This window comes from Paenibacillus sp. FSL H3-0469 (assembly GCF_038051945.1).
Lineage (GTDB): Bacteria > Bacillota > Bacilli > Paenibacillales > Paenibacillaceae > Paenibacillus_AQ.
Genome location: NZ_CP150302.1, coordinates 1,445,834 through 1,465,617, shown reverse-complemented (window position 1 = coordinate 1,465,617; position 19,784 = coordinate 1,445,834). Strand labels below are relative to the sequence as shown.

18 protein-coding genes are annotated in these 19,784 nt (G+C 56.1%); all 18 read left to right on the top strand.

Annotated features, from left to right (window positions below):
* Positions 1-211: 211 nt before the first annotated feature.
* Positions 212-2,662: an ATP-binding protein gene (locus NSS83_RS06460; protein ID WP_341347909.1), complete on the top strand. Its 2,451-nt coding sequence runs from the start codon at positions 212-214 to the stop codon at positions 2,660-2,662.
* A gap of 2 nt (positions 2,663-2,664) precedes the next feature.
* On the top strand, positions 2,665-3,237 hold the full coding sequence (locus NSS83_RS06455; protein WP_341185271.1) for a DUF4255 domain-containing protein: 573 nt from the start codon (positions 2,665-2,667) through the stop codon (positions 3,235-3,237).
* Positions 3,238-3,451: 214 nt separating this feature from the next.
* Complete coding sequence (locus tag NSS83_RS06450) at positions 3,452-4,990, top strand: phage tail sheath C-terminal domain-containing protein (protein WP_341185272.1); 1,539 nt, start codon at positions 3,452-3,454, stop codon at positions 4,988-4,990.
* A gap of 23 nt (positions 4,991-5,013) precedes the next feature.
* Positions 5,014-5,457 carry a phage tail protein gene (locus NSS83_RS06445; RefSeq protein WP_019910188.1) on the top strand — a complete coding sequence of 148 codons (444 nt, stop codon included), beginning with the start codon at positions 5,014-5,016 and terminating at the stop codon, positions 5,455-5,457.
* A 147-nt stretch (positions 5,458-5,604) separates the two neighbouring features.
* Positions 5,605-5,973, top strand: a complete 369-nt coding sequence (locus tag NSS83_RS06440; protein WP_340753075.1) for a hypothetical protein — start codon at positions 5,605-5,607, stop codon at positions 5,971-5,973.
* The gene (locus tag NSS83_RS06435) at positions 5,970-6,155 is read left to right on the top strand and encodes a DUF6760 family protein (RefSeq protein ID WP_076083189.1); all 186 of its coding nucleotides are present in this window, start codon (positions 5,970-5,972) and stop codon (positions 6,153-6,155) included. Before NSS83_RS06440 ends, NSS83_RS06435 begins: the two co-directional genes overlap by 4 nt.
* 11 nt (positions 6,156-6,166) lie before the next feature.
* Positions 6,167-6,643 carry a phage tail protein gene (locus NSS83_RS06430; RefSeq protein ID WP_341185273.1) on the top strand — a complete coding sequence of 159 codons (477 nt, stop codon included), beginning with the start codon at positions 6,167-6,169 and terminating at the stop codon, positions 6,641-6,643.
* Positions 6,643-8,196, top strand: a complete 1,554-nt coding sequence (locus tag NSS83_RS06425; protein ID WP_341347908.1) for a hypothetical protein — start codon at positions 6,643-6,645, stop codon at positions 8,194-8,196. The genes NSS83_RS06430 and NSS83_RS06425 overlap by 1 nt, the downstream gene beginning before the upstream one ends.
* Positions 8,196-8,807 (top strand): LysM peptidoglycan-binding domain-containing protein, encoded by a 612-nt coding sequence (locus NSS83_RS06420; protein WP_036701053.1) that lies wholly within the window; start codon positions 8,196-8,198, stop codon positions 8,805-8,807. The genes NSS83_RS06425 and NSS83_RS06420 overlap by 1 nt, the downstream gene beginning before the upstream one ends.
* Before the next feature lie 12 nt (positions 8,808-8,819).
* A complete protein-coding gene (locus NSS83_RS06415; protein WP_341185275.1) occupies positions 8,820-9,863 on the top strand; it encodes a hypothetical protein in 1,044 nt (347 codons plus the stop codon).
* On the top strand, positions 9,860-10,579 hold the full coding sequence (locus NSS83_RS06410) for a phage baseplate assembly protein V (RefSeq protein ID WP_341185276.1): 720 nt from the start codon (positions 9,860-9,862) through the stop codon (positions 10,577-10,579). The genes NSS83_RS06415 and NSS83_RS06410 overlap by 4 nt, the downstream gene beginning before the upstream one ends.
* 16 nt (positions 10,580-10,595) lie before the next feature.
* Positions 10,596-10,991, top strand: coding sequence for a PAAR domain-containing protein (locus NSS83_RS06405; RefSeq protein ID WP_341185277.1), 396 nt, complete (start codon positions 10,596-10,598; stop codon positions 10,989-10,991).
* A 3-nt stretch (positions 10,992-10,994) separates the two neighbouring features.
* On the top strand, positions 10,995-11,390 hold the full coding sequence (locus NSS83_RS06400) for a GPW/gp25 family protein (protein WP_036701060.1): 396 nt from the start codon (positions 10,995-10,997) through the stop codon (positions 11,388-11,390).
* Complete coding sequence (locus tag NSS83_RS06395; protein WP_341347907.1) at positions 11,390-15,043, top strand: putative baseplate assembly protein; 3,654 nt, start codon at positions 11,390-11,392, stop codon at positions 15,041-15,043. Before NSS83_RS06400 ends, NSS83_RS06395 begins: the two co-directional genes overlap by 1 nt.
* Before the next feature lie 22 nt (positions 15,044-15,065).
* Entirely contained in the window at positions 15,066-15,938 is an 873-nt protein-coding gene (locus NSS83_RS06390; RefSeq protein ID WP_341347906.1) for a hypothetical protein, read from the top strand.
* Positions 15,935-16,684, top strand: a complete 750-nt coding sequence (locus NSS83_RS06385; protein ID WP_341347905.1) for a phage tail protein — start codon at positions 15,935-15,937, stop codon at positions 16,682-16,684. The genes NSS83_RS06390 and NSS83_RS06385 overlap by 4 nt, the downstream gene beginning before the upstream one ends.
* Before the next feature lie 28 nt (positions 16,685-16,712).
* Positions 16,713-19,553, top strand: a complete 2,841-nt coding sequence (locus NSS83_RS06380; protein WP_341347904.1) for a tail fiber domain-containing protein — start codon at positions 16,713-16,715, stop codon at positions 19,551-19,553.
* A 19-nt stretch (positions 19,554-19,572) separates the two neighbouring features.
* Complete coding sequence (locus NSS83_RS06375; RefSeq protein WP_036701070.1) at positions 19,573-19,755, top strand: hypothetical protein; 183 nt, start codon at positions 19,573-19,575, stop codon at positions 19,753-19,755.
* Positions 19,756-19,784 lie beyond the last annotated feature (29 nt).

The following is a 19,784-nucleotide window of genomic DNA, read 5'->3' as shown; positions in this document are numbered from 1 at the left end:
TAGGAATTCTAAAAGAATGACAATATCAATTATTGAAGCTTATTCCCTTTAAAGTAAGGGGTTAATAAGCTTCTTTTTTTATATAGTTCATCATAATTCAATTCAGTTGATAAGGTTTTATTTAATTTCCCCCACCCCCCAGTTGTAATCTCTCTCCCAAAACTTACTTTATATATGAACAAGAAAATATAGAGTGAGGACAGAACTGCCGATGAAATTCAAAAAATTGGCCAGAAGCTATCGAAAGGAAACAGCGGAGGCTGCTGATGATGTGGAACGGGTCGAAGCAGCCGAGCTTGGCACAGGTGCTGCTTATGTTGCTGCTCTTGCTTCCGCTCATGAACCAGCTGCTTCTGAAGCAATTTCCGAAGCAGCAGCTCCCCGAGAGGAGAGCGGCGAAACCGCTCCGCCCTACAGCTCGAACCAAGAGCATCTTGCAGAAGAGCTGCAACTGCTGGAGCTCCGGCTTAAGCTCAGGTACCTTGAAGGACCGCAGCCGCACGCAGAGCTGGAGCTTGTGGACGAGGAGATCCGCAGTCTGCTGGATGTCCAGCCTGAAGACGAGCGTTACATCAATCTCTTAACAGCGGAAATAGCTCATCTGGAACGGAAGATCGCTGCCAGACTGAGGACTAATTTCCACCCATCAACAGGGCAGTCACCCAGTCCAGCTCTCCGCCTTACGTGCACAGAAATGGCTTCTGCACTTAGCCTGCCGGGGCTGGAGGTAAGCAGTCCCGCGCCCAGGCTCATGCTCCCGGAGGTGGCTTCTGCACTTAACCTGTCAGGGCTGGAGGTAAGCATCCTGGTCGCTTGTCTGGCGCCTGAGCTGGACGGCAAGTACGGGCGAATCTATGCCTACCTGCAGAATGATATGTCGGACAAGCGCCCTTCGGTGGGGTGGATCCTGGAGGTATTCGCCGGGGCAGAGGAGGAGCGGCAGGCGGCCCGCCTGCTGTTCGATGTCCGTGCGCCGCTGATGAAGCTGCTGCTGGAACGAAGAGGGGAGTACGGCGACAGCCGCATTCCGTTAATCGCCCGGCCGCTGAAGCTGGAGGATTGGGCGGTGAACCTGCTGCTCGGCTATGAGGTGCTGGATGAGCGTCTGACGAAGGCGGCGAAGCTTAGCACGGTGCCTCTTCCGCAGCAGATCCATTTTCCGGCTGAGCTGGAGCAGAAGCTGCTGCGGTTCGTGAAGCATTACAGCTGCTGCGGAGCCGGCAGCCCCCGTAGCTCCAGCAGCCTGCTATACATCAGCGGCCCGGATGAGGCTCTGAAGCTGGGCGGTATCCGCGAGGTCTGCGGCACCCTGGGACTCTCTGTCCTGGTTGCCGATCTGGAGAAGCTGCTGCGCCCTGAGGCTGACTTCAGCGAAATGCTGAGACTGCTTGGACGGCATGCGCTGCTGATGAAGGCGGCCCTCTGCTTCACTGGCTTCGACAGCCTGGTGACAGAGGATGACCGCTACAGTCTGCAGATCCGGCTCCTCATGGAGATGCTGGCAGACTATGCACCCCTGACGTTCATCCTTGGAGAAGCGCAGTGGGGAATCAGCTTCACCGGAATTCCGCTGAACTTCATGCAGATCGACTTGCCCTTTCCGGATGCGGCGGCCCGTAAGGCTGTGTGGACTGCCTTGGGTGAGGAGTATAAGCTGTCTCCGCAGATGGAACTGGATGAAGTCAGCGGCAGCTTCCGCTTCACGGCAAGCCAGATTCGGGCCGCGCTGAACGGCGGTGAGAACATCGCCGTCTGGAACGGCTTCAGGGAGAACGGGATCAGCACGAAGGATCTCTACGAAGCCTGTTACTTCCAGTCCAGCCGCAGAATCCAGGCACTGGCCTCGAAGGTCCAGGCCATGTATACCTGGGACATGCTGGTGCTTCCCGAAGAGCAGCTGAATCAGCTGGAGGAAATCTGCCGTCAGGTGAAATACCGCGCACTCGTCTATGGAGAGTGGGGCTTTGCAGGACGGCTGTCGCTCGGCAGAGGGCTGAACATCCTGTTCTCGGGGCCGCCTGGCTCCGGGAAGACGATGGCCGCTGAGGTGATTGCAACTGAGCTGAGTTTGGAACTCTACAAGATCGATGTCTCGCAGATTGTGAGCAAGTACATCGGGGAGACCGAGAAGAATCTGTCGCGGATTTTTGATGAGGCGGAGACCTCGAACGCCATTCTCTTCTTCGACGAAGCGGATGCCTTGTTCGGTAAGCGCTCTGAGGTCAAGGATGCGCATGACCGGTATGCGAATGTGGAGATCAGCTACCTGCTGCAGAAGATGGAGGAGTATACGGGAATAGTGATTCTGGCGACCAACCTGAATCAGAACCTGGACGATGCCTTTGCCCGCAGGCTGCACTTCAAGCTGGAATTCCCGTTCCCGGAGCAGCAGCAGCGCGGCCGGATCTGGCGGGGAATGTTCCCGGCGGGAGCGCCGCTTGATCCTGGCCTGGATTACGGCTTCATGGCGGAGAAGTTCATTCTGGCCGGAGGCAATATCAAGAACATTGCCTTGAATGCAGCCTTTTATGCGGCGCATGAGGGCTGTTCCATCGGGATGAAGCAGATCATGCTGGCAGCCAAGCGGGAGTATCTGAAGCTGGGCAGAACCTTTTTGCAATCGGATTATGCGCCCTATCACACACTGATCGAGGTGAAATAAGCATGGCTGTGGATACAGGTACGGTAATAAGAGATGTCAGCACCAGCCTGAAGGCGTTATTGAAAGCACATGTGCCTGAACTGAACGATGACAGCTTCATCAGCTTCGGCTCTCCAAGTGACATTGACAGCTCAACGATGAAGCTGTCCATGTGTTTGTACTATTTGAGCCATAGCCCGAGTATGCGCAACAGTGAGAAGGAAGCGACCGGCGGCAAGAATGAGTTCATGTATCCGCCGGCTTATCTGGATTTGTACTATCTGCTTACACCGTATGCCAAGGACAGGGAGACCGAGCAGCTGATTCTGGGCCGGATTTTTCAGCTGTTCCATGAGCATCCGGTGCTTAGCGGCAGCGATCTGCGGGGCAACCTGGCCGAATGCGGCAATGAGAAGATCCGGATCTCCTATAACAACCTGACGATTCAGGATATCAAGCAGCTGTGGGAGGTGTTCCCCGGGAAGCCAGCTAAGGTGAGCCTGTCCTATCTGGTTTCGCCGGTGCGGCTGCCTGCGGATAAGACGATCCAGATCCCGCGGGTTGAGGTGAAAGAGCTGGGCGTTCATCCTCTGTAGACACAGCTGGCAGAGAGGGCTTCTGTGAAGGGAGTGATTCATGGAGGAATGACATGCAAGGCACCCGTACCAGCGGATATTCCGCAGACAATGGCAGCTGCGCCTAAGCGGATTGTGTAAGCTGATCAACCTAAGTTTATGCTTCCTTAGCCAGATGTGCCGAAGGTTTCTTTCAGAAGCAGCAGCTAATTTAACTTTTTTAGGAGGGTAAGAGATGGCAAATTATTTATCGCCAGGTGTGTATGTTGAGGAAGTCTCAAGCGGGGTCAAGCCGATTGCCGGTGTGGGCACCTCAGTCGGGGCCTTCGTCGGAATCGCAGAGAAAGGGGTTATCGGCAAAGCGGTACTGGTCACCAACTGGAGCCAGTTCGTCAATGAGTTCGGCCAGTTTATCCCCAATGGCTATCTCGCTTATGCCGTGTATAACTTTTTTGCGGAAGGAGGCACCTCCTGCTATGTAGTGAGAGCCGCATCCACCGATATCCGGCCGGCTTCGCTTGCGGTTCGCGATACCGATAATCTGGATTTGTTCAAGGTAGTTGCACGTTCGGAAGGGGAGTGGGGCAACCGCATTTCGGTCAAGATCGGTCCGTCCTCCAACAAGCAGCAATTCGGCTTCAAGATGATTGTGCAGTATTTGCTGGACAGTGATTTCAATGATGAATACAGCGGAGAAGATGAAGAGGGTAAGATCGTCGAAATCTTCGACAACATGCTGCTGATCAATTTTGAAGAAAAGGTGAATCAGGTATCTGCCTTTGTCAGTGTGAAGCCGCTGGTCGACCTGACCATTCTGGAGAATATGGAGAAAACGCCGGCGTTCAATGAAGCAGCCCTGTCCCTCAGCGGCGGTGTGAACGGGATGTCCCCGATTGACTTCCTGGGGGATGCGGTCAAGCGGGCCGGTATCCACGCATTCGATACGATTGACGGCATCAACATTGTAGCAGCTCCAGACCTTGCTGATATGGCGTACAGCCGGGGCACCATCCTGGATATGCTGAATTACTGCAAGCTGAGAAAAGACTGCATCTTCATCGTAGATCCTCCGCATGGCTTAAGTCCGATGGAGGTCAAGGATTTCAAGGAGGGGGCGGGCGATTATTCGGGCAATTCATTCAATACGTCCTATGGCGCCTTGTACTATCCTTGGGTCTACATTAATGATCCGCTGACCGGGAAGCAGAAGCTTGTGCCACCGTCCGGGGCAATTGCTGGTACGTATGCTTATGTCGATGCCGTTCGCGGTGTCCACAAAGCACCGGCAGGCACCACCGACGGCTATCTGGATTCCGTAGTCGGGATTGAGAAGATCATCACGAAGGCGGAGCAGGAGCTGCTGAATCCCGGCGGTATCAACGTGATCCGCTCTTTGCCGGAAGGCATCTGTGTCTGGGGAGCCAGAACGCTGTCCGCCGATTCGGAATGGAGTTACGTCAACGTCCGGCGGCTGATGATGTATATTGAAGAGTCGCTGGATGAGGGCAGCCAGTGGGTCGTGTTTGAACCGAATGATCCGAGCCTGTGGGGTAAGGTCAAGCGCAATCTCACCGCCTTCCTGACCCGCGTATGGAGAGACGGTGCACTCTACGGAACCACGCAGGAAGAGGCCTTTTTCGTCAAAGTGGACGAGGAGAACAATCCGCCTGCTGTGCGGGATGCCGGCCAGCTGATTATCGAAGTGGGCGTAGCCCCGGTCAAACCTGCTGAATTTGTAGTCATCCGGGTCAGCCAGAAGACCTTATCCAAATAAGAGACTGAGAGGAGATTTATGCTATGGCAACCGGCAAAAGATTGGACCCCTACCGCAATTACCGTTTCCGCGTTGTAATTGACGGCATTCAGACCGCAGCCTTTGCGGACGCAACGATTCCGGATACATCCACAGAGGCTGTTGATTACCGGGAGGGTATCGACGCCCCGCATGCGCGCAAGCTGTCGGGCTTGACCAAATTCGGGAACATTACCTTGAAAAAGGGACTGACCGACTCCCTGGAGCTCTACAACTGGCGCAAGTCGATTGAGGACAAAGGCGCGCTGAAAAACCGCAAGAGCTTGTCCATCATCCTGGTGGATGAAGAAGGCAATGACAAGGCGCAGTGGGATATCCTGGAAGCCTGGCCAATCAAGTATGATGTCAGCGCCCTTAGCGCTAAAGGCAACGAGGTCTCTGTCGAGTCGATGGAGCTGGTGCATGAAGGGGTTCGCAGAGTGAAATAGCCTTCCCGCTTATCGTCATCGTCACTGTGGATGTGATGCAATACGCCAAAACATAAGCTGGACGGTATGGACATCATATTCACGGCCGGGGACGCCGGAAGGAAGCGAAGGTATTAGGATGGTTTTGATGAGGAAGTGAGGGAGAATATGGAACTATTACAAACTGAATTCAGCTTCACCTTGCCCAAGGGGTACGTGGATGAAGCGGGCACGCTGCATAAACAAGGCACCATGCGTCTGGCTACCGCAGCCGATGAGATTACACCGCTCCGGGATTCCCGGGTTCAGCAGAACCCTGCGTATCTGACAGTCATTCTGCTCTCCAGAGTAGTCACCGCACTAGGTGGACTGGGCATGATTACGCCGAGAGTCATCGAAGAATTGTATACCTCGGATTTTGCCTATCTGCAGGATCTGTACAACCGGATTAACCAGAACGGCAGCAATGCGGTTCATGCGCAGTGTCCCAAGTGCGAGCAGCGCTTCGAGCTTGAACTGGAACCGCCGGGGGAATAGTCGGCTACCCCCTTGACCGCCTCTACGAGGAGGTAGCCTTTCTGACCTACTATCTGCACTGGGACTATACGGCAGTGCTGAACCTGGAGCATGCTGAACGGGATCGCTGGTGCAGTGAAGTCAGCCGGATCAACCAGAAGCTGAGTGGCGGGGAAGAGAAGAAGAACTTCTTTGAGGCTTAGGAGAGGATAACATGAAGGCAAATATGCTAAATATCGGCGCCAAAAGAAGCTGGGTCCCCGGGTACCGGGAAGATCCCTTTCTTGCTTATAACTTTATCGTGGAAATTGACGGGATCTCCGTCGCCGGATTCTCTGAGGTCTCAGGTCTTAGCGTGGAGACACAGGTGGAGCGCAAAACCTTCGGTGGTGAGAATCATAAGGAATTTGTGTTCCTGGGACCGACCAAGTACTCGGATCTGACGCTGAAAAACGGGGTCACGAATGATGAGTATCTGTGGAATTGGTATCAGAATGTGGTGAACGGGGTCGTCAGACGGCGCAGCGGATCCATCTGTCTATTGGATCATTCCGGCACCCCCAAGGTGTGGTGGAACTTCATCGAAGCCTGTCCCATCAAATGGGAAGGGCCTGCGTTCAACGCCAGCAGCAGCGCGGTAGCCGTCGAGAGCCTGGTTCTGACGCATAACGGGCTGTACAGGTACCGGTAATGAGCCGGGGGATCCGGAGCACGGCGGCTCCTGCGAATCAGAAGCAGACCGGGTTCATTCAATCGATTCTGGCAAAATACGGCTTGACCCGCTGGCGGAGCAAGCCGAAGAGTCTGATCCTGCGGCACAATCCGTTATATGGTGCGCAGCCGGAGACATTGCAGCGTACGGACCTGGTGGTCAATCATATCCACCAGTCATTCTATGGACTGGCAGTACCAGAGAAGGTACAGCCGGGACCGGCAAGCCGCATCCTGCTGGTGACTCAAAGCGGCATCAGGCCTGGACTAAGCGCTCCATCTGCTTCTCCCGGTCAAGCTGAGGATCTGCGGAGCGGGCTTCATTCAGCAGCCGGACGACTGAATTCGGTACAGGTGCTGCAAGAGAGAGTCTGGCAGCATAGAAGCAATAAACATCAGGTAACAACGGAGTATCGCATACAAAATACAGCACTTCATCCGGCTGAACCTGTAGCTGTTCAGCCTGTCGGATCAAGACCGGCGCAAGTCTCTGCACCGTCCGGGTTGTCTGTTCTGAAGCCGCTGCCTTCAGGCGCTACAGGTGAAAGAAGCCAGGGAGACAGGCAGAACAGAGGCGATCTGCCGGCTGCTTCTGTCCTTCCAGGGCAGCGAGACAGGATGACTGGCAGACAAGCACATGCAGTCCATCACCAGCAGCAGCTGGTGCAGGTGATGCAGCTGCTGCGGACCTATGGCGTTAAGCAAGAATGGGATACCGGAGCGGAAGAGCAGCGCTTGAGGCAGCAGCTAGGGCATCCGGTACGCGCGCAGGCATTGAAGCATGAACGGGAGACCGTCCCAGGCTCAGCCGGGACCGCTGTGGAAGCACAGCTTAAGACTCCTAACCTAAGCTTCAAGCCCGGTAGTCTGCTGATTCCGCATACAAGCGTAAGTTCCAGTCTTCAGCTCGGCTTAGGTGAGCAGCTTACGGCAACGCTTGAGCAGCTGGAGAGCAGGCAGGAGCTTCTGAGCCCGCTGCCCGCTGCCGTTGGTACGGTTCATCAGAGGCAGGCGATGAAGTCATTACAGCTTACGCTGCCGCATATCCTTCAACCGCTTGGGGTTGCGTCAGGTGCACCAGCCCTGGCCGGGCAGGCGGCTTCCGCTCAAATGGCCGCAGCCGCAGGACGGGCTACTCCAAGAGGGCCGGGGCCTGCGGCGCCGGTGGAGGCCAGCCTGATCTACGCTGCGGACCGGACAGAGCTTCCGTCCGCTTCGCAGCGAAGAAGGCCGGGCAGTCCGCTTAGGGCGGATAGCCCGACTTATGAACCGGATCTCCAGCCTTCCGCCAGTCATAGCCGCCTGGTGCTGCGGAAGCCTGAAGCGCCGCGCGCGACTCTGCCGGAGCCGATGCAGCAGCAGCTGGAGCGGGTGCTGCAGAAACAAGCGGCCCAGCCTCCGGCGCAGACCTTCACCAAGGCCGCTCCGCCGCCGGTCATGAATGCAGCAGAGCTGGATCAGCTGGCTGAGCGCGTCTATCAGGTGCTGGAGAAGAGAATGGCTATACGCAAGGATCGGAGGGGGCTAAGATAATGGCGGAAAAAGCGAAGATCATTCCTCTGGATATGCCCGTCGGAGCCATTGAGGTGATGTTCAACCCCAATGAGTACACCGTTTCTTTTGAAGGCAAATATACCGGGGAGAAGAACAACAAGCAATTCCAGATCACAGAGACACCGGAGTTCAAGGTCTCCTTGTTCTACGATACCTATGAACAGCGCAAGGATGTCCGCAAGAAGACCCGGCAGCTGACGTCGCTGCTTGATCCCAAGGTCAGCGGCAAAAGCACGAAAAAACCGCCGGTGTGCATGTTCGTCTGGGGCGGCTTCACCTACCGCGGCTTGCTGAGCAAGATCGAGCAGAAGTTCACGATGTTCATGGATAACGGCACGCCTGTCCGCTCGCTGCTGGATGTGACCTTCATTACAGATGAGCCGGATAAGTCGGTGGAGGACAGCCAGGGCTTGAATGCCTGCCGGAAGCTGTGGGTGGTCAAAAGCGGGGACCGGCTCGACCTCATTGCGAATGAGGCGCTGAAGGAGCCGCTGGCCTGGCGCAGAATTGCCGAGCTGAACAGGATCGCCAATCCGGTTGGCTTTCCTGGCAAAAATGACATCGGGAGAACTCTGGTTATCCCGGATTAAGGCGGGGATTGCATGGGCACCAGTGTAGCAAATTACAAAATTGAGCTAAACGGCAGCAAGCTGTCCGCTGAACTGACAGCGGCGGTGGAAGGCGTCACGCTGGAGGATGAGCTTAATCTGCCGGCGGTGTTTTCCATCCAGATGAATATGGTGAATGCCGGAAGCGGGATGTGGCGGGGAACAGATCTGACGAGCCTGAAGCCGGGCGACCAGCTGAAGCTCTCCCTTGGACTCGATCAGCCGGAGCCGATGATCAGCGGGGAGATTACCTCGCTGGATCTGAACTTTGCGGAGCACTCGGTGCTGGATATCCGCGGATATGATCTGCTGCACAGGCTGCGTATGGGGACGAGGAGCAAAGCTTTTCTGAAGAAGAAGGATAGTGATATTGCGGGGGAAATCGCCAAGGAGCATGGTTTGACCCCTGTGGTGGAGGATACCGGAACGGTGTATCCCTACCTCTTCCAGAATAATCAGAGCAACTATGAATTTCTGCTGGAGCGGGCAGCCCTGCTTGATTATGAGCTGTTCGCGGCAGATAAGAAGCTGCATTTCGTCAAGTCGCGGTCCGTGAAGGCCCCGGTGCTGCCGGAGATGAGCTTCAAGAAGGATTTCGAACGGCTGAACCTGGAGCTGAGGGCCCTTACCCGGGGGAGTAAGGTGACGCTTAAGGGCTGGGATGTGAAGGAGAAGAAGGAGCTTGAGGCTATCGCTAAGAGCGGGGAAGAGACGACCAAAATGGGCGGGAAGGAAGGCGGCTTCACCATCAGCACAGCAGCGGTCGGGGAATCACCGATTGTCATTATGGCCGAGAATCTGCTGGATATGAACGAAGCCAAGGTGCTGGCCGCCGCCGCTTACAACAGCCGCCTGCGCGAGTTCATTGCCGGGGAAGGCATGTGCTGGGGGAACCCGAAGCTCCGGGCAGGACAGACGGTGAAGCTGATGGGGCTGGGCGAGCGCTTCAGCGGAATTTATTACATTGTAGCCACGGTTCACAAGATCGACAGCAAGGGCTATACCACGACGTTCAAGGTTAAGAGGACTGGCCTATGAGTGAAGGACCCGGAATTAGCAATTTTATGGACAGCATCATGAATGAGGGACGGATCTTCGGCGTAATGGTGGGGATTGTCATCAATAATGACTCTGCGAACCATGCGGACAAGCCCGGCCCCGGACGGGTGAAGGTGAAGATCCCGCTGATGGGAATGCCGGAATCCAACTGGGCGCGTATGGCGTCCTGGATGGCCGGGAAGGAGCGGGGAGCTTTTTGCCTGCCGGAGGTGGAGGATGAGGTGCTGGTAGCTTTTGAGAACGGGGATGTCAACCGCCCGTATATCATTGGCTCCTTGTGGAATGGCAAAGACATACCGCCGGAGACCAACAAGGACGGCAAGAATAATATCCGCCTGTTCAAATCCCGCAGCGGGCATGTTCTGCAGTTCGCCGATACCAAGGGGGAAGAAAGCATTACGCTTACCTCCGCCAAGGGTCACGTAATCAAGCTGGATGACAAGGGCGGCGCGGAGCAGATCCATATTAGCGACAAATCAGGCAAGAACCGGATCATTCTGGACAGCAAGGCAAATAAGGTATCGGTATCCGCTGGTGCAGATATTGAAATCTCGGCGGGAGGCAAGCTGTCCCTGTCCGCCAAATCCATTGCAATGAAATCATCGGCGGGCACCACTATCGAAGCTTCGGCCGGGATGGAGGTCAAAGCCGCCGCCAGTATGACGATCAAAGGATCTGTGGTCAACATTAATTAGAGAGGGGGTGCCCTCTATGGGCCAGCCAGCAGCAAAGCAAGGGGACCGGATTCTGAATACCGATACACATATCGTCATGCTTCCGGCCGGAGGGGGACTGGTTCCCACCCCGCTGCCTCATCCCTTCACGGGGATTCTGGACGGTGCGCTAAGCGCGAATGTCAAGATTATGGGGCAGCCAGCCGCCACTATGGATTCTACGGCTACGAATACGCCGGCCCATGTTCCGCAGGGAGGCCCGTTTCAGAAGCCGCCGACCAATAAGGGGACCATCAGCGCCGGAAGCGCAACGGTATTCATCAACGGGAAAAAGGCTGCCAGAAACGGGGATCCGGCGGTGACATGCAATGATCCGGCCGACCTTCCGGCAGGGAAAGTGTCTGCTGCGGGGACGGTCTTACTAGGAGGCTGAGAGATGGAAGTTGTAGATTTTTTGGGACGGGGCTGGACGTATCCGCTTGCTGTCCAGCGGGGCAGCGTCCGATCCTCCGGTGGAGAAGACTCCATCCGGGAATCCATTATTCTGATTCTGTCAACGGCCCGCGGCGAGCGGGTCATGCGGCCGGATTTCGGCTGCAGACTGAACGAGCTGGTGTTCTCACCCAATACCATGAGCACTGCAACCTTGCTGCGAAGCTTCATTGAAGAAGCCTTGCAGAACTGGGAGCCGCGCATTGAAGTGGACGACATTACGGTCACCCCGCGCTCAGACCGCTCTGAGCTTGAGGTGTCCATTGACTATTCGATCAGGGCCAGCAACAGCAAATATAATCTGGTCTATCCATTCTTCCTTGAAAGCGTGGGGAAATAATGCCAAACCAAATGCCTATTATTGATAAACGGGAACAGGAACAGCTGGTTCCCGAGCTACGACGCTTAATCTACCAATATTGCAGCCGGGAATGGACGGATGTGCCGGAGCTTGAGGCAGACAAGAAGGCAGATGCCCTGGTCCATATCTTCACCGGGATGATGGGCAAAGTGATCAGCCGGCTGAATCAGGCGCCTGCGAAGAATTTCACCTCCTTCCTGAATCTGATCGGCATTCATCCTACTCCGCCCCGTGCTGCCAAAGTTCCGCTGCTCTTCCGGCTGAAGCCGGATTCGGGCAGCTATAACACGGTTCCGGCCGGAACCCGGGTATCCGCCCAGCCGGAGCAGGGGGCGGAGGTGGTTTTTGAGACGGACAAGGATTTGACCGTCATTATGGCGCAGCCTGTCCGGGCGGTAAGTCTCGATCCGCAGGAGGACCAGTGGAGCAATCAGGATCATCTGCTAGCTGGGGGAGCTGCCGGCAGACCTGCCAGGCTGTTCAGAGGGGATTCGACAGTTGTCCACAGATTGTATCTGGGACACACAGAGCTGCTCGGATTCCAGGAAGCGGGCAGCAGCTTATCCGTCTATTTCAACAAGCCGGATGCAGCCGCGCTGAGCAAGGCCGCGCCGGAGCAGGACAGAACCGGGGATCTGCTGAACCATATCGACTGGTTTTGTTTCGATGAAGAAGGGAATTCTATGCAGCTGTATCCTTCTTCGATAGCCGAAGCGGGAGAGGACGAAGATGCTCTGTGGAGGGCAGTGGTCCGGTTCGACCGGCTGACTGGCGTGCATACGAAGACGCTGGCCGGGTACGAGCCGTCCGGGGCGCTGCGGGAATGGCCTGGTAAGTGGATTTTCGCCGAGTTGAAGAAGCCTATAACCGCCGGTACGCGAATGCCGGATATTGAAGATATCCGCCTGGAGCTTAACGTGGTGAGTCCGCAGCCGCTCCCGCCGGATGTGACGGTGAATAACGGGAACCTGCTGGATATGGGCAAGGATTATTATCCGCTTGGGGACAAGCCCAGAATCAATGATACGTTCTACATCGCCTGCAAAGAGGCCTTCTCGAAGCCAGGTGCCCGGATTACGCTCAGGGTGGAGCTGTCAGAGCCGGAGATCAGCAAGCTGCCGGACACACCGTATGTGAGACTCGGCTGGGAATATTGGAACGGGCAGGAATGGCTTGCGATCACCGGTCTTGAGGAGAGAACGGACGAAGGCGGTGCAGCTTATGGCGGTGCTGCCCTCCGTGCGGTGAGCAGCCTTACTGCCAGCGGAACGCTGAGCTTCGTCTGTCCGGGTATCCAGAAGCTGACGCTGGGCGGTGAAGAGCAGTACTGGGTCCGGGCCCGCATCACCGGCGGGAATTACGGCGAGGATGCGAAATACGAATATCAGGATGAAGAGGTCAAGCTGGGAGAAGGAAGCATCAATGTAGCCAAGCTCAAGGTGACCCAGGCGACATACGCGCCGCCTTCCATCCGTAAACTCAGTTTAGCCTACAGCTACACACTGGAGGCGCACCCGCAGACCGTGCTTAAAGAGAATAACTTCAGCTTCGCTGATAAGTCGGCGGCCTGCCGCAACGAAGGTGAATATTTCAAGCCCTTCTATCCGTGCACCGAGACGGAGCCGACCTTCTACCTGGGCTTTGACCGTGATATTAGCGATCTGCCCGTGTCGCTCTTCTTTCCGCTAACGGGTGAACAGCTGGGACGTCCGGTAGTGGCGTGGGAGTATTGGGACGGCAGAAGATGGCTGACGCTCAGCGTGAATGATGAGATCAGAGGCTTCACCCGCAGGGAGATTCTGCAGTTTGCCGTGCCGGGAGATATTGCGAGACGGCCGTTGTTCGGCACGGAGCAGTACTGGATACGTGCCCGGCTGGATGAAGGCCGGTTCGAGATAGTCCCGCAGGTGAATGCCATTCTTGCTAACGCGGTCTGGGCCCGCAATTCCAATACGGTTTCGGCAGAGCTTCTGGGCTCCAGCAATGGTGAGGAGAATCAGACCGTTCAGTTGTCCAAAATACCCGTGCTGCCAGGCCAGCTTCTCAAGGTCTGGGAAGCCACCGGTCAGGGGATATGGATACCGTGGGAGGAAGTCAATACGTTCTCCGTATCCGGTTCAGATTCAAGGCACTATATGCTGGACAGAAGCACCGGAATGATCATGTTCGGGGATGGGCGCAGCGGCATGATTCCGCCTATGGGCATAGACAACATCGTGTGTGACTACAAGCATGGCGGCGGAGCGTCCGGGAATGTTGCCGCAGGCTCGGTATCCCGGATATGGGACAGCTACAGCTGGCTGGATTCCGTAACGAATCCGGTGGCGGCGGACGGCGGCTTCGATCAGGAGGAAGCAGAGCAGGCTGAGCTTCGCGGACCGCATACGCTGAAGAGCTGGAACAGGGGCGTAACCGCTGAGGACATGGAATGGCTGGTGCGTGAGGCGATGCCTCAGATCGCCAAGGTGAAATGTCTAAGTGCTATGAACCGGGAGCTGGAGTTCACCCCGGGTAGAGCTACCCTGATCGTGGTGCCGGAGACGGATGATCCGAGGCCGTTCCCGAGCCAGGAATTGCGCAGTGAGATTGAAGCCTATCTGTGTGAACGCATATCGGCCCCTTTGAACACCGCAGAGCCGGGGATTGAAGTTATTGGCCCGGATTATGTCCGCACGGCTGTGGAGGCAACCGTAGTCTTTACCTCTCTGGACCAGCGGAAGGTAGCTGAGGGACGGATCATCGACAACCTGAAGCAGTTTTTTCATCCGCTGAAGGGCGCAGACGGGAACAAGGGCTGGGAGCTGGGACAGAACCTGTATGTCTCCGAGGTCTATGCCGTGATTAAGAATACGCCGGGTGTTGACTATGTATCGGATGTGATCGTCAAAGCTTCAGTGCAATGCTTCACGCTGAAGCTGGAGCCGCTTGAGAACGGACCGTATAAACCACAGGCCGCTTATCCGAAATACAGTCTGGTCCGTTCTGAGGACAACGCGCTTCAATTTGCTCTTGCCGAGCCGGTGGATGCCGGGGATGAAGTGAAATCGCTTGTGCTCAGAGGGTTCAAGGAGAACGGAATCATCAGGCTCCGCTACAGATCCCGTAAGCCGGTAGAGCTGATTGTCCTCACCATCGACGGTGACATGCTCGAATGCCAGACCCTTGACGAAGAACCGCTTGCAGAGAGCTATCCCGAGGGCAGCGATCTGGAATTTGATCTGACGGATGATCTGACGGTCCGGACGTATATCCTGAGTAGGCTGGATTCGGGGGCGGTAACCTTTGTTGTGAAGACCGCTGTATTCGAGGAGAAGGATATTGTCTTCCTGAGCCGGACGGATGAATACATCAACACCACACCGCTCAAGATCCGTACCCTCGCCAGCGGCAATATTCATCTGGAAGAGGATGAGCTGATCTGCGGCGGGCTGCATCTGGTGAACAAGCCGGAGGAACATCCCTTTCCGTATCTTATGGATAAGCGGGCGGGCCTGCTGCATGATTTGACCGCAACCACGGCAGCGTGCGGGCTGGAGACAATCCGCAGGGAAGAGCGGAGGTATCTGAAGGGGCTGTCCGGTATTCCGGACACAGTGGTGCGGTGTCCGCATTGTAATACTTTGGAGCCGTAAATACAGAAAGGAGGAAGAACCTATGCCGCTTCCAGTATTGAAGCTGGATGATCTTAGCTTTGACCAGCTTGTGGCCGATGCCACTGCGCTGATTCCGCTTTACGATCCGGATTGGACGAACTATAATCCCTCCGATCCCGGCATTACCCTGGTGGAGCTGTTCGCCTATTTCACGGAGATGGTTCTCTACAGACTTGACCAGGTGACCGATGAGAGCAGGCAGCAGTTCCTCAAGCTGCTGGGTATCACCCTGGAGGACGGGGAGGAGCTGGCCAGCGGAATATCCCGCGGGGCGAAGCAGTTCTCCGAATGCTACAGGGCTGTGACGGCAGAAGATTACCAGCTGCTGGCGAGGCAGAGCCTGCTGGATATCCCGGGGCTTCGGACCACGTATCCTGATCTTGCGGTCCGTACGCTCTGTCTGATTAATACGGATATGGAGAACGGCACCGGGCGGGATAAAGAAGCTTTCGGGCATGTGTCCGTAATTCTGGTGCTCCAGACCGCGAATCAGCAGGATCTGCGCAGAGACATGGCGGAGATCAAGCAGCAGGTTAAAGCCATCCTGGAGCAGAGCAAGCTGCTGACGACCCGAGTCCATGTTGTTGAGCCGGATTATCGGGATGTTGTGATTGAGATGACGGTTGCCGCCAGGAATCAGAGCATCGGGAGCATCGTTCATGACAGCATTGTACAGTTCCTGGACCCGGTTAACGGGGGGGAGCACGGACAGGGCTGGCTTCCGGGGAGGAAGCTGTACGCCTCGGATTTGTATCATCTGGTAGAGGGAATCGCGGGTATTGATCATGTAACCAGCGTGAACCTGGACTCGCCTGACCTGCTGCCGTTCCAGTTATTTAAGCTGAAGGACCTGAAGATTGAGGTGGAAGCATGAGCAAGACAGACGGGTACAGTTATGTGGAGTATCTCCCCCGGGTGTTCCAGCAGAAAGCGGGGGAGACGGATGAACAGTTTTTTCTGGGACGGTTCCTGAAGGCCTTCGAAGCCATGCTCTCGGGCAATACGGGGACAGCAGGCGCGGAATCTGTGGGCATGGAGGCTTTGCTGGACGGATTGCATCAATACTTCGATCCGCAGACTGCTCCCTCACAGTTTCTGCCCTGGCTTGCAGGCTGGGTAGGCCTGCAGTTGGCCGAAGGCGTGGAGTATGACGGTGAGGAGGATAATCAGAAGCGCACACTTGCCCCTACGCAGATTCTTCCGCTTGCGGACACCCGCAGCACCGTTAACCGCAAGCTGATCAGCAGCATCGTCCAGCTCTATAAGAAACGCGGAACTCTGGGCGGTCTGGCCGAATATTTGCAGGTTCACGCCGGTGAAGAGGCGGCCATCCATATCTATAGCTACGAGGAGCCTGTCCGTCTCGGTAATGCCCGGCGTATAGGCATTAATACGATGGTCGGGGCGGCCGAGCCGAGCTACTTCTCCGTCCATATCATCCTCCCGGCGTACAGCCGGAGCCTGCTGGAGCAGAAGGTGCGCAATCTGCAGGAGGTGATCCGGAAGGAGCGGCCCTTTTACACCAATTCCAGCTTGAATATTGAAGTCCCGTCTATGCGTCTGGGGGTCTATGGGCGTGTGGGAATGGAGACCTTAGTCGGGGGTATGACAGAGCAATAGAGATTATAGACCGGGAGGCAAGCGAATCATGGGAAAAGAATTAAGAAGAATGCGCTACTTTGACGGGCTCTTCCTGAACGCTGAGGATTACATGCTCGATCAGGAGTTTCACCTGCGCCTGCAGCGGCTGCATAACCGCTATCTGCATACCTGGGGGATTGTCTGCGGGCTCAAGGTACTGCCCTCTGCGAAGCCGGGGGAATCCATGAAGGTGAGCATTGCGGAGGGGCTGGCCCTGAATCTGGTGCTGGTCAAGAATGGTGACAAGTATGAGAGCATCAGCCAGGAAATCCTGATCTATGAGGGGCATCCGGATAATCCGGTCAACCTCTCCGAGTATAACGCCAATGAGAATATCTACATCTGGGTCAGCTATGAAGAGGTGAAGGCCGACTACAGCATCGAGCGTGGACAAGGGGAACAGATCCATATCTGGGAGCGCGGGAAAATCAGTTATGGGACCACAAAGCCTGAGGGCACGGACACGATCCTTCTGGCCCGGGTGGTTCCCCGTACCGATGGGGCGGGAGTGACCATCGACAGTACATGTATATACGATTACGACAGCGATGCGGCCCGGACGCCCTTAAGAACCTATGCCGGTGCCGCCGGCAAGAAGCTGGTCACGGAGAAGCTGGTGATCCCGGTTCAGAGTGAAGACAGCATGGACAGTGCGGGGCTGAGTGAAGCCGTTCTGGCAGCGATGCCGTCCATGTCTACACTGCAGGCTGGCAAAGTGCTGGAGATCAGAGCTCCCGAGACCCGCTTCACCGGGGCTATGAGCGTAGCCGGAGCGTTAACGATTGAGGGCGAGCTGATTCTGAAGAGCAAGGACAAGGCCCAAAGCGAGATGCGGATTATGAACAGCTTCGTTGAGGTGAACAGCCCCAACACGGATGATCCGAACTATGTATTTCCCGGTGCGCGTGATGGCGGACTGGAGGTATACCGGGGCGACGGGGGCAAGCATGATGCGCGGATTGTCTGGGTGGAGGAGGATAAATGCTTCAAGGCCGGGCTCGGCAACGATCTTAAGACCATTGCCTACGGCAACGAGTGGGACAGCCTGATCAAGTCTGAATTCGCTGATCTGCTGCACCGGCACAGTAAGCTGTCTTCGCCATCAGGCCTAAGCTTCGGCTTCACCGGGGCGGGTAAGCTGTACAGTGATGCCGATCTTGCCCTTCAGGATGACAGAATCCTGCTGCTGAAGGGGACGAACCCGGACACGGTTGACCATTCGCATGGCCTGGGCTGGTTCGGAGCCGGGAAGCCCTTCGCTGCGGCAGAGGTAGAGGGTCCGGTGTTATTCGGCGGCAGCGGCGGGGCACTGGGTACCCGGACGGTTAACGCCGACGGCTCCCGCACAGATAAGCAGGCGCTCTCCTGGAACAAGAACGGCTATGTCGGTATCGGTTCGCAGAAGCTGCTGGAGGATTCGCTGGATGTCGAGGGCAGCGTACGCCTGCTCAGCGGCCGGAACCCGCTTCGCTTCACCTCCGCTTGGACGGGCTTTCCCGACAAACAGACGAACGGTGCGGAGATCTGTAACGATACTACAGACTACAAGGCCCTGATGATAGTCGGCAATAACTCTGCCGGGCAGAAGAGAAAGGTCGCCATCTGGGACCGGCTGGATGTGAACGGATTTCTGTATGTGAACGGGACAATGCAGGCCTCCCAGGAGATTATTCCTAGCGCGGGTAACGGGGAGCACAGCGGCATTATATTCCCGGCCAATCCGGGCGGAGGCGGGTATGATCAGGCTTGGATCAAGTACTATCCCCGTACAGGCGAGGATTGCACGCTGGAGATTGGTACCTCCAATGACAGGAGTGACCATATCTCTTTGATAGCTTCCGGCAACGTGGGCATCGGCACACTGGAGCCTGCGGACAAGCTGGACGTGGCAGGGGAAATGCGTATCCTGAGCGGGCAGAATCCGGTCCGCTTCACCGCTGGATGGACAGGCTTCACGGGTCAATCCCCCAAGAATGCCGAGATCAGTAACGATACCACGAACTACAATTCTTTGATGATCGCGGGTAACGGGATGTCGGGAGTCCGCAGAGTCTCCATCTGGGATAATCTCGATGTTAATGGCTCCCTGCAGGTGAAGGGGGGCGCCTATATTGGCGGTGATCTTGAGATCAAAGGCAGCATCAAGACTGAGGTATTCAACTTCGCCGGCAAATTCAAAAAGCTGGATGTGGCTGAGGAATTCGCCGCCACTGTACGCTGCGCTGATTTCTACATCGGTTATCCCGGACGCCGCGGGGCTCCCGGCCGGGCGCTAGTCGACAATGGCAGCCATCTGGTGCTCAATTACGGCAACGACTGGTCCTACGCTTCTGTCCACAGCAGCCTGGAAGTGAGAAATGCCCTGATCCCGAGCGCGGGCAGCGGCAACAACGGGATTATCTTCCCGTCCGATCCCGGCGGCGGCAGCGGCGACTCGGCCTGGATTAAGTACTATCCAACCAGCGGGGAGAACTGCGTGCTGGACATCGGAGTCTCTAATGATGCCGGCGACCGCATCTATCTTCATGCCAGCGGCGGGGTCTATGCCAACGGCAGCATGTACTGGTGGTCCTCGCGCGAGCTGAAGGACAATATTGCGGATATTCCGGTCAAGGAAGCGAAGCTGCTGCTGGATGGGCTAAATCCGGTCTCTTTTAAATACAAAGGAGGCACCAAGCCAAAGACCCTCGGCTTCATTGCGGAGGAAGTACCGGCTGTTCTGGCCGATCCGGAGCAGCGGGCGATCAGCGGGATGGATATCATTGCCGTTCTGACCAGCGTGATGAAGGATCAGCAGAAGGCAATTACAAGAATGCAAAAACAAATCGACACCCTGCAGGGTGCCTAAACCTTAGGAGGATGAACTTATGAAAGAACAATTGGAAGCACGTATGAACGAACTGAAGGCAGAGCTGGAATCCGGGCGGCAAATGATCCAGGAGCTGGACGAGAAGCGTACCAATCTGGGATATACCCTGACACGCATCAGCGGGGCTATTCAGGTGCTGGAGGAGCTGGCTGCCGCAGAAGAGGAGTCCGTTCAGGCCTAATCAAGCTGTAACTATGAAGAGCCGGGAGG

Excerpts from the sequence above, each read along its gene's own strand:
- NSS83_RS06405 (WP_341185277.1), top strand. The coding sequence starts at position 10,596 with ATGGGCCAGCCAGCAGCAAAGCAAGGGGACCGGATTCTGAATACCGAT.
- NSS83_RS06440 (WP_340753075.1), top strand. The coding sequence starts at position 5,605 with ATGGAACTATTACAAACTGAATTCAGCTTCACCTTGCCCAAGGGGTAC.
- NSS83_RS06425 (WP_341347908.1), top strand. The coding sequence starts at position 6,643 with ATGAGCCGGGGGATCCGGAGCACGGCGGCTCCTGCGAATCAGAAGCAG.
- NSS83_RS06415 (WP_341185275.1), top strand. The coding sequence starts at position 8,820 with ATGGGCACCAGTGTAGCAAATTACAAAATTGAGCTAAACGGCAGCAAG.
- NSS83_RS06385 (WP_341347905.1), top strand. The coding sequence starts at position 15,935 with ATGAGCAAGACAGACGGGTACAGTTATGTGGAGTATCTCCCCCGGGTG.
- NSS83_RS06380 (WP_341347904.1), top strand. The coding sequence starts at position 16,713 with ATGGGAAAAGAATTAAGAAGAATGCGCTACTTTGACGGGCTCTTCCTG.
- NSS83_RS06430 (WP_341185273.1), top strand. The coding sequence starts at position 6,167 with ATGAAGGCAAATATGCTAAATATCGGCGCCAAAAGAAGCTGGGTCCCC.
- NSS83_RS06375 (WP_036701070.1), top strand. The coding sequence starts at position 19,573 with ATGAAAGAACAATTGGAAGCACGTATGAACGAACTGAAGGCAGAGCTG.
- NSS83_RS06395 (WP_341347907.1), top strand. The coding sequence starts at position 11,390 with ATGCCAAACCAAATGCCTATTATTGATAAACGGGAACAGGAACAGCTG.
- NSS83_RS06450 (WP_341185272.1), top strand. The coding sequence starts at position 3,452 with ATGGCAAATTATTTATCGCCAGGTGTGTATGTTGAGGAAGTCTCAAGC.
- NSS83_RS06410 (WP_341185276.1), top strand. The coding sequence starts at position 9,860 with ATGAGTGAAGGACCCGGAATTAGCAATTTTATGGACAGCATCATGAAT.
- NSS83_RS06445 (WP_019910188.1), top strand. The coding sequence starts at position 5,014 with ATGGCAACCGGCAAAAGATTGGACCCCTACCGCAATTACCGTTTCCGC.
- NSS83_RS06460 (WP_341347909.1), top strand. The coding sequence starts at position 212 with ATGAAATTCAAAAAATTGGCCAGAAGCTATCGAAAGGAAACAGCGGAG.
- NSS83_RS06390 (WP_341347906.1), top strand. The coding sequence starts at position 15,066 with ATGCCGCTTCCAGTATTGAAGCTGGATGATCTTAGCTTTGACCAGCTT.
- NSS83_RS06420 (WP_036701053.1), top strand. The coding sequence starts at position 8,196 with ATGGCGGAAAAAGCGAAGATCATTCCTCTGGATATGCCCGTCGGAGCC.
- NSS83_RS06455 (WP_341185271.1), top strand. The coding sequence starts at position 2,665 with ATGGCTGTGGATACAGGTACGGTAATAAGAGATGTCAGCACCAGCCTG.
- NSS83_RS06400 (WP_036701060.1), top strand. The coding sequence starts at position 10,995 with ATGGAAGTTGTAGATTTTTTGGGACGGGGCTGGACGTATCCGCTTGCT.